The 13,608-nt window shown below is 44.3% G+C and carries 10 protein-coding genes and 1 pseudogene; 9 read left to right on the top strand and 2 right to left on the bottom strand.

Annotation, left to right across the window (positions count from 1 at the left end; translation table 11 throughout):
- Positions 1-9: 9 nt before the first annotated feature.
- Together G519_RS0128695 and G519_RS0128690 are read right to left on the bottom strand one after the other, a co-directional pair.
- Complete coding sequence (locus G519_RS0128695) at positions 10-1,032, bottom strand: LacI family DNA-binding transcriptional regulator (RefSeq protein WP_029197608.1); 1,023 nt, start codon at positions 1,030-1,032, stop codon at positions 10-12.
- A gap of 132 nt (positions 1,033-1,164) precedes the next feature.
- A complete protein-coding gene (locus G519_RS0128690) occupies positions 1,165-1,752 on the bottom strand; it encodes an AAA family ATPase (RefSeq protein ID WP_029197607.1) in 588 nt (195 codons plus the stop codon).
- Between the two features lie 199 nt (positions 1,753-1,951).
- On the opposite strand from G519_RS0128690, the gene G519_RS45040 reads away from it, so the two are divergent.
- The 9 genes and pseudogenes from G519_RS45040 to G519_RS0128645 all read left to right on the top strand — a co-directional run.
- A complete protein-coding gene (locus G519_RS45040) occupies positions 1,952-3,184 on the top strand; it encodes a serine hydrolase domain-containing protein (protein ID WP_051253778.1) in 1,233 nt (410 codons plus the stop codon).
- 157 nt (positions 3,185-3,341) lie between these two features.
- Positions 3,342-4,073, top strand: coding sequence for a class I SAM-dependent methyltransferase (locus tag G519_RS47950; protein ID WP_029197606.1), 732 nt, complete (start codon positions 3,342-3,344; stop codon positions 4,071-4,073).
- 103 nt (positions 4,074-4,176) lie between these two features.
- The gene (locus tag G519_RS47945; RefSeq protein WP_051253777.1) at positions 4,177-4,509 is read left to right on the top strand and encodes a DUF3024 domain-containing protein; all 333 of its coding nucleotides are present in this window, start codon (positions 4,177-4,179) and stop codon (positions 4,507-4,509) included.
- A 26-nt stretch (positions 4,510-4,535) separates the two neighbouring features.
- A complete protein-coding gene (locus tag G519_RS45030) occupies positions 4,536-4,901 on the top strand; it encodes a GNAT family N-acetyltransferase (protein ID WP_084160391.1) in 366 nt (121 codons plus the stop codon).
- A gap of 97 nt (positions 4,902-4,998) precedes the next feature.
- Positions 4,999-6,444, top strand: a complete 1,446-nt coding sequence (locus tag G519_RS0128665; protein WP_029197604.1) for a DEAD/DEAH box helicase — start codon at positions 4,999-5,001, stop codon at positions 6,442-6,444.
- A 473-nt stretch (positions 6,445-6,917) separates the two neighbouring features.
- Complete coding sequence (locus G519_RS0128660; protein ID WP_127528108.1) at positions 6,918-7,862, top strand: carbohydrate ABC transporter permease; 945 nt, start codon at positions 6,918-6,920, stop codon at positions 7,860-7,862.
- A gap of 19 nt (positions 7,863-7,881) precedes the next feature.
- Positions 7,882-8,367, top strand: a pseudogene (locus tag G519_RS45025) (carbohydrate ABC transporter permease); the annotation flags it as partial.
- Positions 8,368-8,994: 627 nt separating this feature from the next.
- The gene (locus G519_RS53730; RefSeq protein ID WP_029197602.1) at positions 8,995-12,849 is read left to right on the top strand and encodes an OmpL47-type beta-barrel domain-containing protein; all 3,855 of its coding nucleotides are present in this window, start codon (positions 8,995-8,997) and stop codon (positions 12,847-12,849) included.
- 495 nt (positions 12,850-13,344) lie between these two features.
- The coding region (locus tag G519_RS0128645) for a helix-turn-helix domain-containing protein (protein WP_029197601.1) at positions 13,345-13,608 on the top strand (264 nt) is incomplete at its 3' end.

The following is a 13,608-nucleotide window of genomic DNA, read 5'->3' as shown; positions in this document are numbered from 1 at the left end:
ATATTATCTTTATCCCAACATTTTACAAGAATCACGCTCAATGAGTTCTCCATAGATGGAAACCTTCGCAGGGCTTCCGCCGAAGTCAATTTTGCGAATGAGAAAATCCACGGCTTCATAGCCGAGCTTTTCCAGCTGCACTTGGATCGTCGTTAGACGAGGCGCAATCAGTTGAGCCGCTTCAATGTCGCCAAACCCAACAACAGAAATATCCGCCGGTACCTTGTAGCCTTTGGATATAAGGATTTGAATGAAGGAAATCGCAATGCGATCATCTGCACAAAACCAAGCTGTCGGCATGGAAGTCATCGCATCGAGATGATCTGCTATCTGGGCGGGGGTGAAATTTAGCTCCTCCAGTGGTGAGGGATTGATGATATTGATGATATTGTGATTCATATCGATTGCCAGCTCTGCATCGGACATGGCATTTTGGTATCCGGACCAGCGTTCTTTGAAGCTCTTCGACTTACTAATCGCACCGATAAATCCAATCTGCTTGTGACCTTTGTCGATAAGATGGGAGACGATTTTGTAAGCCTCTTCGGCATTCGCTGTCACAACGGCGTCAAGCTGTAAGCTATCGTAATAATGATCCACAGAGACGAGGGGAATTCCCAAGTCAAAAAGTTTTCGAACATAGTTAAGGTGAAGGACACCAACTAGGAGCATGCCTTGAAAATCTATTTCATGATAAAGCTCCGGCAGGATGAGTTGATCCTCCATCTCTTGTGTAACACCGCAGATAATGGCGTTGTAGCCATGTTCTTTGGCTCTTTTTTCAATGGACCAGAACACTTCGTAGTAGAAAATTTTATCATTACGAATGTTTTCAGGGATTAAGACGAGCAGGTTCCCGCGTTTCTTTTTCGTTTTCGAATCTGTCCGGTAGTTCAACTGATTAGCTGCTTCAAAAATACGAAAGCGCAATTCTTCACTGACGCCAGCTTTATTATTAAGGGCCAAGGAGACGGCATTCTTGGAAATGCCCAACTTATCCGCGATGTCTTGCATGGAGGTTTTCGAGTTCATTTTACGTATGGCCCCTTGAGAAGTATGTAGATCCTATTTGTATTTTATATTTATAGAAGTATTTTGTAAAGTGAGGTCAATTAAAAAAACGACTTTACAAATTGATATTGTCAATATTGTAGTTTGGATCTTTTAGCTTTTTAACATGAAATTCTCAAGATCATCTAACTTTACAGATGAAAGCGGTCCTGAATTATCGAAATAGAGAATGGAAGAGGGATCAATTAGCCATTTGATTTCCCTGCGAACGAGCGACTGGCTGAAATGCTTCCAGTTGTCCAGCTTCCACACATCCAAAGCGGAGCCTCTTGTCCGTATACGTTCTTGGTAGGCTTCCTCGCTTGGTAAATAGACAAAAACAGCCTTAACGCACACATCGTTAATCGTAGCACCAACGTTTGAAAGCTCCTTTTCCAGCCAAAACGGATCAGCAAGTTCTTTGGTAAAAGGTCCGACTACAATGGCATCTAAGCCTAGTTCGAGATTCTCAAGTGCTGCGTCCATTGTTATGCGGTATCCCAAATCGCGACAGTATGTCTTGTATGTGGGAGAGTCCCGGTCATTCGGGTCTTGTCCAGCAAGGGTCATGATCGCTTCAGCCGCGGGTCGGAGCAGCGTATCCATGTCCAGAAAAGCTCCGCCATGCTTACGTGCCCATGCTTTGGCAAGTGTCGTTTTCCCTGCACCGGCAGGACCTATGAAAAATATGAGTTTTCGCATGACTAACCTCCGAATAAAGTTTCCTTTTAAGGGGATTTGTACGAATATTGTAACATATGGGGCTCGAATCACATGAAATTCAGCAAACGTTCAGCTAATATTAAGGTTCTATTAAGGTTTAAGCCATATTTACTTCACACTTATCATGTAAAATACATAGCACAGGGGGCTAAAAACCATACTGGAAGGAAAGATAGAAATGAAAAATAATAATAAAAATAAACCACTTGTCGGAAGTGGAAATAAAACAGCGGCCCTTTCTTTGTCAGCGTCTGGAACCCAAAATAAACAAGTTCATTTTTTGAACAATTCGATTCCACAAATGACTATCAATTCGGATAGTATTTCTTCAAATAAGGCTAATGATTGGCCTACTCAAGGTTGGAAAACGTCTACGCCTGAGGCGCAGGGGATGAACTCGGCTGCACTGGCCAAGATGCTCGAGGTTTTTCGCGACCAGCAGGTACATAGTGTGGCGGTGATTCGTAACGGGCATTTGGTTGCGGAAGCGTATAATGAGAGTACCCAAGCAGATTTGCCGCAGGATGTGAAGTCCGTGACCAAAAGCGTGACGTCCGCTTTGATCGGTATTGCCTTGTCTGAGCGTAAGCTGATCAGTCTGGATCAGAGGCTTGCTGCTTTTTTTCCTGAACTAGAAAGTGATCCATTGAAATCAAAGATCATGTTAAAGCATTTGCTTTCTATGACCTCGGGGCTAGCGTGGAACAATGAAAATGAACAATCCTCAACCGAAATGATGTACTCATCGGACTGGGTGCAATATGTTCTGAAATGTCCGGCTAAGAACCAGCCTGGTGCAATGTTTAATTACAGCAATGGTGATGCACATCTTCTGTCTGCTGTATTGCAAAAGGTAACAGGTGAGTCCATGTTTGACTATGCCAAATCCCGCTTATTCGAACCGCTTGGGATAACAGATGTACACTGGAATCATGATCCTGAGGGCTGTACGATTGGGGCTTGGGCTATGGCTTTAACGTTAAGAGACATGGCCAAAATTGGCTATCTGTATCTGAAGGAAGGCCAATGGGAAGACAAGACCATTATGCCGAAGTCATGGATCCGTGAGTCGGTGACTAAGCGCATATTCCTCAATTATAGTAATGGTACACAAGGTGGTTATGGCTATTATTGGTGGTCCAAGCCATTGGCTCAGGGGCTAGTCAGAGGAAGCAAAAAGCAACATGAAATGTTTTATGCATCTGGTTCAGGCGGAAGACGCATATTTGTTGTTCCTGATCTGCAATTAGTCGTTGCAGCTACAGCGCATTCGGCGGATGTGGACATGCCGGAACTACTGCTGAACCATGTAGTTGGGGCTATTCGATCGGGTAAGCCGATTTCAGAGAATTCGGAAGCTTTTGCTGGGTTGGGTCAGGCTATTGAGGCTTTTAAAATGGGGTTAGAGTAGTAATAAGTTTATAGAATAATGAAGGGGCTGCCGTGGCAGCTCCTTTTTGCTTTTGTAAATTAAGTGAGTGGTAAATCAAGTGCAGGGATATATTGGAATTAATAGAATTAATAATAATTTATCGGAAATTATCTGTACATATAAGGAGATCTATCAAATGGAGAAATATTATTTTGAAGAACATGAAAAAACTTACCAAGAAATAAAGAGAGACAACTTAGAAGCATGGGATCAATATCATGATCCAACACTATATAATTTCGAAAATTTTATGATGAGACCCTTTTTAGAAAGAGCATTAGAATTTATCAATGTTACTTCCACGGATTCTACCGTGTTTGAATATGGATGCGGAACTGGCGCGGGTGCCTGTTTTTTAGCTAATAAGGGATTTACAGTTGATGCCATTGATATATCGCCAACTGCAATTGAACTTGCAAAGTCGATTGCATTAAAACGCAATTTAAACATTAACTACACTAATAAAGATTTATTAGAAATGACAGAACTTAATAAGGAATATGACCTTATACTAGATAACTATTGTTTACAAAGTCTCGTAACGGATGGCGATAGATCAAAGCTATACGCAATAATTAAGTCGGGATTGAAGAAATCTGGATACTACATAATCTCATCGGCCATGTATGATGAACAACGCTCCTATGGCGAAAATACTTATTATTGTGGCGATACTAGTATTGTCTATGATCGGATTATATCTCCGGGACCATACAATGAAACTATTATGATTAATAATGAATGGTGGAAGCCTAAAAGAAGACATTTAAAGACAGAAGCACTCAGTGAAGAACTAAAAAGTAATGGATTTTTGATTCTTTTACAAGAAAACGGAAATATTGTATGCAAGAAGAATGACATCCGCTAAAAAGTTTTTCATCACTAATAGGTAATTAACTATTATAATGTAATCAAGCTCTCTCACATAGGGTGCAGCTGACGCATTATACTTAATAATATGAGGTGGAACTATGTTTGACGAATTCACAAAGAAACGATTAGAAAACATTTTACAGGCATATATTGAGAAGAAGATACCCAAACATTTAAACAACCAGATTCGGATGGTGTACAAATTTAGAGGGAACAATGTGACACTCATTGAGGAAAGAGAACCCTATATCGGTACGGAATGGACGCAATATGATATTGCGCAGTTCAGATTAGAATCAAATGTATGGAAGGTCTATTGGAGAGACAGTAGGGATAAGTGGCACTGGGTTGATCATATCGATCCCGATAGTAATTTTGAAAAACAACTACAATTAGTTGATCAGGACAATACAGGAGTGTTTTGGGGATAAAGACGAATTATAAGAAGGGGAAAGTAATGGTTACTTTTCGAAAGATGGTCGCAGAAGAGTTTGTTAAGATAAAGGAGATTGATAGATCGGAAACAATTAATTTGATTTATGTCCAACAAGGACCAGACATAGTCGAAGTTGTGACGGATCATGAGTGTGGCAGGTGGAATGAAGATCAAATTAGACAATTAGAGGAACGTTACCATTATGAATTGATTAATGGCGGAACTGCTGTTGGTTCATTTGATAATGAATTACTTGTTGGGTTTGGAGTCCTTGCCCATAATTTTAGAGGCGCTAAGAGTGACCAATTACAAGTAGATCTTATGTATGTATCACAGAATTACCGAAGACAAGGGATAGCAACAAGAATTATTCAAGAAGTCTCTTAGTCTAATTCCCGTCATGCCCCCTAAAGGGGCTTTTTTTTGTTCCCGACGCATGATGTAGTAATATAGAAAGAAGAGCAAGAAGAAGGGGAGTTTATTCGTGGGTATAAGAAGTTTTACGGATTATAATTTGAGTGAAGATATCGTGCGGGCGCTTCAAAGTTTAGGTTACGAGCAGCCGACAGATGTACAGAACGAAGTGATTCCTATCGCGCTGCAGGAGAAGGATCTCACCGTTAAGTCACGAACGGGAAGCGGGAAGACGGCGGCGTTCGGTATACCGATTTGTGAACTGGTGGAGTGGGAAGAGAACAGACCGCAGGCGCTGATTTTGACACCGACGAGAGAGTTGGCCGATCAAGTGAAGCAGGATATCACAAATATCGGGAGATTCAAGCGGATTAAAGCAGTGGCTTTGTATGGGAAGCAGCCTTTTGCCAAGCAGAAGATTGAACTGCACCAGAAGTGCCATGTGGTTGTTGGGACGCCGGGCCGCGTGCTGGATCATATTCAGAAAGGGACGCTGGACTTGGAGCGACTTAAGTATCTAGTCATCGATGAAGCGGATGAGATGCTTCGGATGGGCTTCATTGAGCAGGTGGGGGCGATTATTGATGAGCTGCCGACGGATCGGATGACGATGCTATTTTCAGCGACTCTCCCAAATGATGTGGAACAATTATGCCATCAATACATGCATAACCCTATCGATATTGAAATTCAAACGCCGGAGGCGTCCAAGGTTCAGATTGAGCATGCCATCATAACAGTTAGAGAAAACGATAAGTTTAATGTGCTTAAGGATGTCTTCGTGGTGGAGAATCCTGATAACTGCATCATTTTCTGCCGGACGCAAGAGCATGTCGACTACTTATATAGACAATTGGAGCAGCTAGATTATCCGTGCGATAAGATCCACGGGGGCATGGTGCAGGACGATCGATTCCTAGTCATGAATGCTTTTAAAAGAGGGGAATTCCGTTTCTTAGTTGCCACGGATGTCGCAGCGCGAGGGATTGATGTGGAGGATATCACGCATGTCATCAACTACGATCTTCCGCTTGAAAAAGAAAGCTATGTCCATCGAATCGGAAGAACCGGACGTGCGGGGAAGACGGGCAAGGCGATTACGTTTGTTACGCCAAATGAGGACAAGTTTCTAGCTGATATTGAAGGCTATCTGGGGTTCGAAATACCGAGAAAAGACGCTCCCTCGGCGGAAGAGGTTGCTCTTGGTCAACCGGCTTTTGATCAGAAAATGCAGGCCACACCTGTCATTAAGAGGGATAAAAGTGACCAACTGAATAAGGGAATCATGAAGCTCTATTTTAACGGCGGGAAAAAGAAAAAGATTCGAGCGGTAGACTTTGTGGGAACACTCGCCAAAATTGAAGGTGTGACGGCTGACGATATAGGTATCATTACGATTCAGGACAATGTGTCGTATGTGGACATTTTGAATGGTAAGGGCCCGCTGGTGCTCAAAATTATGAAGAATACGACGATTAAAGGCAAGCTGCTCAAGGTGCATGAAGCGAATAAGTAAGCTCACGATCCGGTTGGCCTCTAGGGCTCATCGGATTTTTTGCCTTTTGTGGTTGACCACTGCCAGGCGGCGGTGCTAGAACGCGCTCTCAGGATTCGCGCCAAGGGGAGAAGGGGGGATTGGGAGGCCGGCCCGGCAGTTTTTTCTCGGTCTATAGGAGCGAATGTTGTACACCGTACAACAATTTTGGACGTTTCACTGCCCACAAGCTGAAGATGTTGTATATATTGCTCGCCAGAGCAGAATTAATTTGATCAAATATGGCTTGGACCCCGAATGAGGGAGCCGACGATCTATTTACTTGATAATGGTTAATGTGTGTAACTTAACTTGCTTCGCATCAACCATTTATCCTTGTATCCCGCACATTACATGCCACAGGTTAAAATTTTACCCAAAGGGGTCAATTAATTGACTTACCGATCCTTCACCACCAAGGTAGACTAGAGAAAACACGACATGGGGTGAATTTCATGGCTACCAAAATACATTCACAAGCAGGCACCATTCCATCCGTACAAGTGAAGCGGAAGCGGTCCATGCAGCAGGTGCGCGAGGATCTGGTCGGATACGCATTCGTCAGTCCCATGATACTTGGATTATTTATTTTTACCTTATTTCCAATTGTAGCGTCCTTTTTCCTCAGTTTTACGAATTGGAACTTTGTTGCCGGGTTTTCTAAAGTGAAATTTCTCGGCTTAGATAACTTTGTTAAGCTTTTGCATGACAGCGTTTTTCTTCTCTCACTCAAAAATAACCTGATTCTTATGATTGTTGTGCCGCTAACATTGATCTTTTCGCTCGTTCTGGCGGTCGTCATTGATAAGAAAATTCATTTTAAAGATCTTTTTAAAGTCGTTTACTTCATTCCATACATCTCGAGTGTTGTTGCTGTAGCAATTGTGTTTCAGGTATTGTTCCACCCAACCTACGGACCGATTAATCAAATATTAATCGACTTGGGGCTAGCGAATCCGCCAAAATGGCTAGCAGATCCGGATTTTGCTTTATATTGTGTGATGGGACTTATGATTTGGGTGAGTATCGGATATAACATGATTATATTTATGGCTGGTTTGCAGTCGATTCCGAACGATCTCTACGAGGCAGCGGACATTGACGGCGCATCGAAGTTGAAGCAATTTTTCAGCATAACCGTGCCGCTCTTATCACCGACCACATTCTTCTTACTCGTAACAGGCATTATTGGGACATTTAAAGCGTTCGATGTTATTTCCGTTCTAACAGGCGGCGGTCCGGCGAATTCAACCAGTCTGGTCGTATATCGTTTGTATGAAACAGCTTTCGTAAATCTACAATCCGGCTATGCCTCCGCGATGGCTATTGTGCTGCTGGTATTTGTCCTCCTGATTACACTCGTTCAGTGGTTTGGACAACGTAGATGGGTCAATTACTAGACAGAAGGAGGAGTAACCGATGGACAAGTTTAAAAATATAAAAAAAACACTGCTCACAATCCTCATGTTTATCATAGGCATACTGTTCATGTCTCCCTTCTTATGGATGATATCCGCATCTATGAAGCCGGAAGCTGATGTGTTTCTATATCCCATTCAGTGGATCCCGAAGCATTGGAATTTGATTGAAAATTATAAGACAGTCTGGTCGACGAAGTTCTCCCTGTATTACTGGAATTCTATCAAGGTTTCCGTTTTGACTACCGCGCTTTCTGTCCTGCTTTCCTCCATGGCAGCCTATGCTTTCTCGAAGATTAAGTTTCGCGGCCGTCATGTGCTCTTTGTTCTTGTCCTAGCGATCTATATGATTCCCAGTCAAGCGATTCTCGTTCCGCAGTTTCTATTGTTCCGCTGGATGGGCTTGTTCGACAGTCACTTTGGTTTAATTTTGCTTGGCTCCTTCAGTGTTCTCGGGACTTTCATGCTTCGCCAGTTCTATATGGGCAACGAAAGCAAATCAGTCGTCTTAACTATGGTAACCCGAGTTTCTTGAGGGAACGTTGATGCTATTTGGACGGTAAACACCTAGAATCATGGGGAATTGGAACGTCGATCCGTTATTTGGACGAAAACACCCAAAATCAGGAGGAAGAGGAACGTGGATGCGTTATATTGTGTTTTTTACCTCCGGATCGTTCATAATGATCAATATAGCGTACTGACGTTCCTCTGCGTCTATTAATCGTACATATTTTCCGAAATAACGGATCGTCGTTCCGGTAACTAAAGATAGGGTGATACTATACAAAAATGAGGACAGTTGGGCAGGTATAATCTGCTGTTCAGCTGTCTTTTCAATTTCAGGAAAAATAAGGATGTTTCAAAATGTAGGCGTTTACAATTTAACCAAAGTGATATTGATGAACAATCCTGCTCAAGTGCTAGTGAAGATAGCATAGCTTGTTAATTAAACAATTGTACACCTGCACAAAATTCCTTATCTTTACAAAAAAATATCACTTTTTCCTTTTGAACCATGGTAAAATTTAGTGGCACTATTGGGCTTGTCTGTCCATAAAGACTTTGCTTATGAAGAAATTTTATGACTCAGCAACGCTAAGGAGGAATTGTAATGAGTAGGCTAGCAGGATGGAAAGCAAAATTGTTTAAAACAACACTTGCCTTAACAATCGCGTTACCGTTTCAAGTATTGGCCACAAGCAGCTGGCAAGCTGTTATGGCGGAAGGACCAAGTGATCCGGCTCCATTCATTGAAGCCAAAGTTGTGAATGAAAATGCAGGCAAGAAAGTGCTTTTCGACAATACGCATGAACAAACCGCTGGAGCTGCCGATTGGGTAATTGATGGCGCCTTCTCCGATTTCGCCAACGCTTTAGCGAATAATGGTTATTACGTGAAAGAACTTCGCAAAACGACACCCATTACGTTGAGTGATTTGAGTGGTTACGATGTATTCGTCGTTGCGGAGTCGAACGTTCCTTATAAGACGAGCGAGCAAGCTGCTCTTGAGCAATATGTGCAGGGTGGCGGCAGTATCTTCTTCATCGGAGATCACTACAATGCAGACCGCAACAAGAACCGTTGGGACGGTTCGGAAGTATTCAATGGCTACCGCAGAGGCGCGTGGACGAACCCAGCTAGCGGCATGAACGCAGAGGAGACAGCTTCGTCGGCGATGCAGGATGTAGCTAGTTCGGATTGGTTGGCTACACAGTTCGGTTTGCGTTTCCGCTATAATGCTTTAGGGGATATTACGGCGAACCAAATTGTTGCGCCAGAGCAAGCTTTCGGGATTACCAGCGGTGTCTCGACAGTGGCTATGCATGCAGGTTCAACACTAGCCATTCTTGATCCGACTAAAGCAAAGGGAATTGTATACCTGCCACAAACGAGCGATGCTTGGGCGAATGCGGTTGATCAAGGCGTATATAACGGAGGCGGTATAGCCGAAGGTCCTTATGTGGCTGTTGCTAAATCGGGAGCAGGGAAGGCTGGATTTATCGGCGATTCCTCCCCAGTTGAAGATGCGACACCCAAATATGTCCGCGAGGATACAGGTGCCAAGAAGACGACCTATGATGGCTTTAAAGAGCAGAATGATGGTGTGCTGCTTGTAAATATGGTGAACTGGCTCTCGAAGAAAGAAAGCTATACAAGCTTATCTCAGGTTAGCGGCTTGCAGTTGGATCAACCGACGGCACTTCTGCCCTTTGAAGATCCGGCTGCATCAACGGAACCACAGCCAGAGCCATGGGCTGCGCCAAACGCAGGCTACAAATGGTATGACCGCAGCACATTTAAACCGGGCTCATACGGCGGACCTACGGCAACAGCTAGCGCAGCTTACAGCTTCGTGCATCAAGCAACACTGCCCAATGCAGTGGACTTCCCAGTGCGGGTAGTTGTGGATAACCTGCCTGCGTCTACGACTGTAGCGGGGTTCAGTGTGGGTATCTATTTGGTCACCGGTGGCGCTCAAATAGCCATGATTCAAAATGCAGACGGCACATGGCCTACTGCATACGGGTACAGCTCCACGTTTAGCGTGACCTCAGATATTAACGGACATGCTACCAAAGATCTGAATGTTCGAATTAAGCCAGGAACGACGGCTGCGTCCAACTTGAGGCTGCGTCAAAATGGAACGAACTTGAAGACCGAAGGCGTTACGCTTGGCAACGTTCCGGCTGAACCGTTACCGGAAGAGCAGAATCCGATTCCGGCAAAGATCACCGTCGCTGAAGCACGGGGGAAAGCTGCAGGAACATTGGTAACAGTTGAGGGTGTTGTAACTACGGAACCGGGATCTTTTGGCGGGCAATCTTTTTACTTGCAGGATACTACCGGCGGTATGTATGTGTTTCAGAGCTTGAGTGGATTCCATCTTGGAGATACCGTGAAGGTGACGGCATCGACAGCGTTATTTAACACAGAGTTCGAGTTGACGGATCCAGTGGAAATTGCCAAAACAGGGGTCTCTGCTGTGCCTACACCTGTTGCTGTATCTGCTGTAACTAGCGATAATCAAGGGCAATTGGTTGAGCTCAGCAATGTAACTATCAATAATATCATTAGTGCTACACCGACTGGCTCTTTTGAATTTGATGCGGTTAGCGGTGCGGTAAGCAATCATGTTCGGGTCGATGCACGGACTGGATTAACACAAAGTACGTATCCGTACCAGGCAGGTCAAACCGTGAATATCAAAGGCGTCGCTGCCATTTTCAAAGGTGTATTCCAGTTGAAACCAAGAGGATTGAGCGACTTTACCAAAGTGGCTGATACATTGGCACCAGTGACGACAGCGGCATTGTCGGGTGCTCCAAATAGCGAAGGCTGGTTTAAAGAAGATGTGACGGTTACCTTGACAGCGGTGGATGAATCAACCGGTGCGGTGGGGACCGAATACAGTATCAATGGTGGGACTGCAGCTCCTTATGTAGCACCTATTGTTATTCAAGACGAAGGAACGAGTACGATTGGATATTTCTCTACAGATGCAGCAGGGAATGTGGAAGCAGCGAAATCTTTGCAGGTGAAATTAGATAAAACAGCACCCGTTGTTGTTTTGACGGAGTCCGGTCACGCAGTGGCGGATGTGACAGATGCGGATTCACTGAGATTTGATTTGAACAGTACCGATGCACACTCCGGTGTGGCTGCGCAGACATTGAGTTTGGATGGTGCTGTGATTAACAGTGGTCAAACGATTGCCGCAGGAAGCCTAGCACTAGGAGCGCATACGGTGCAATACAGTGTAACGGATGCAGCAGGCAATTTGGTGCAATCGACACAAACTTTCAACGTGAGTGCGAGCGTTACATTCAGTCAAGCTACGCTTACTGCTGACTCGCAGTCTCTAAAGCCAGGCGAAACAACGGCTACTCACCTTTCAGGCACATTAAGCAACGGAGCGCCTGCAGATCTTAGTAGTGCTGTAGTTGCCTATAACACAAGCAATGGAGCGGTAGCAACTGTAGATGCACAAGGTAAAGTTAGCGCTTTGGCAGAAGGTACTGCACAAATTACAGCTACCGTCACGTTGAATGGTAAAACCGTACAAACCAATGCTGTGACTATTACGGTTGTGAAGCCAAGCGTTACATTCAGTCAAGCTACCCTTGCTGCTGACTCGGTGTCTCTGAAGCCAGGCGAAACAACGGCTACTCACCTTTCAGGCACATTAAGCAACGGAGCGCCTGCTGATCTTAGTAGTGCTGTAGTTGCCTACAACACAAGCAATGGAGCGGTAGTTACCGTAGATGCACAAGGTAAAGTTAGCGCTTTGGCTGAAGGTACTGCACAAATTACAGCTACCGTCACGTTGAATGGTAAAACCGTACAAACCTATGCTGTGACTATTACGGTTGTGAAGCCGTTATCGGTTGGGGCACCTGGTAAGCCCGTTTTGTCAGATAACAGTGGCTATGCTACTGGATTAAAAGATGGCAACTACACCGTCACGATGAACATGTGGTGGGGGAATAACGGCTCCGTGTTCAAGCTGTACGAAAATGGCGTACTCATTAGTACGCAAACATTGAAAGACGCGTCTCCAGCAGCGCAAGTGGCTAAAGTAGATGTGAAAGGCAAAGCGAACGGCACTTACACGTATACGAGTGAACTTATTAATTCCTTTGGAACAACAGCTAGTAGCCCACTTGTGGTCAAGATTACAGACGCATTGCCAGGTAAACCGGTATTATCTCAAGATAATTGGGATGGAGATGGCAACTACAAGGTGACGATGAACATGTGGTGGGGCACCAACGCTACCGAGTATCGCCTATACGAAAATGGCATCTTGATCGATACCAAGACCTTGAACGCAGCTTCTCCAAATGCACAAAGCGCAGTGTCGACGATTGCCGGCAGAGCGATTGGCGTGTATGAATACCGCAGCGAATTGATCAATGCGGGTGGTGTCACTTCGAGTGACAAGATTACGGTGAAAGTAACGAAGTAAGAGATTACGTTTTGGAAAAAGGGCCTTTAACAACTCCGGCTGGAGTTGTTGGAGGTTTTTTTTCGTCTGGATTAGGGGGACGGGAGATTGGTCTTGAGTCCAAGTCCAGTTGCCGCCTCATGCAGTTAGCCATTAGCCTAAAGCCCCAAGCCCCGAATCCATGGCCAAGTAGCCCGACTAAAGTAGAACACCCGCCAGTAGCTAAGAATTCAAGTCCCAGTAACGCAACCAAAACCGAAACCGAAACCGAAACCGAAACCCCGTAATTTCCCCGCATATCCCCTCTATTTCAGAAACCCGACGAGTCTGCAGCAAAAGATGCAGAAAGTGCAGCAAATTCTGAGTTATTTACCGATTTAACTAGAACAGATGCATTTAGTACATCAAATATCAGCATTATAGCTGGAGTTTGCTTTTATTCTCTGAAGCCCCCTAATTAGATTGGAGTCATCAATATGCAATAAGGTACAATATTGGTGAGGGGGAATGAGACGTATGAAAAGCAATATCCTATATGATGAGCAACGAATCAAGGTAGCTCAAGAGGCACTTAGTGGAACGAAGTTATCTTATCTTGCACGTAAATATTCAGTGTCTCCTAGCACGATCACGAACTGGGTTAAGTTCTACAAAGAAAGATTTGGTGAGGAATCCCTTCCTTCTGTGAGTGAGCGTATAGAAGATTCTAAACGCCTTCAGGAGTTGGAAACCAAGATGGATACAGCCATTAAGCTGCTTGGAGAAAAGGACCTTGAAATT

The sequence above is a fragment of the Paenibacillus alginolyticus DSM 5050 = NBRC 15375 genome, assembly GCF_000422905.1.
In the GTDB taxonomy this organism is placed as follows: Bacteria; Bacillota; Bacilli; order Paenibacillales; family NBRC-103111; genus Paenibacillus_E; species Paenibacillus_E alginolyticus.
The sequence above is the reverse complement of the archived record's forward strand: the minus strand, read 5'-3'. Positions and strand labels throughout refer to the sequence as shown.

Bases quoted from the DNA above. Each gene is read 5' to 3' on its own strand.
- G519_RS0128695 (WP_029197608.1), bottom strand. From the start codon at position 1,032: ATGAACTCGAAAACCTCCATGCAAGACATCGCGGATAAGTTGGGCATT.
- G519_RS0128690 (WP_029197607.1), bottom strand. From the start codon at position 1,752: ATGCGAAAACTCATATTTTTCATAGGTCCTGCCGGTGCAGGGAAAACG.
- G519_RS45040 (WP_051253778.1), top strand. From the start codon at position 1,952: ATGAAAAATAATAATAAAAATAAACCACTTGTCGGAAGTGGAAATAAA.
- G519_RS47950 (WP_029197606.1), top strand. From the start codon at position 3,342: ATGGAGAAATATTATTTTGAAGAACATGAAAAAACTTACCAAGAAATA.
- G519_RS47945 (WP_051253777.1), top strand. From the start codon at position 4,177: ATGTTTGACGAATTCACAAAGAAACGATTAGAAAACATTTTACAGGCA.
- G519_RS45030 (WP_084160391.1), top strand. From the start codon at position 4,536: ATGGTTACTTTTCGAAAGATGGTCGCAGAAGAGTTTGTTAAGATAAAG.
- G519_RS0128660 (WP_127528108.1), top strand. From the start codon at position 6,918: ATGGCTACCAAAATACATTCACAAGCAGGCACCATTCCATCCGTACAA.
- G519_RS53730 (WP_029197602.1), top strand. From the start codon at position 8,995: ATGAGTAGGCTAGCAGGATGGAAAGCAAAATTGTTTAAAACAACACTT.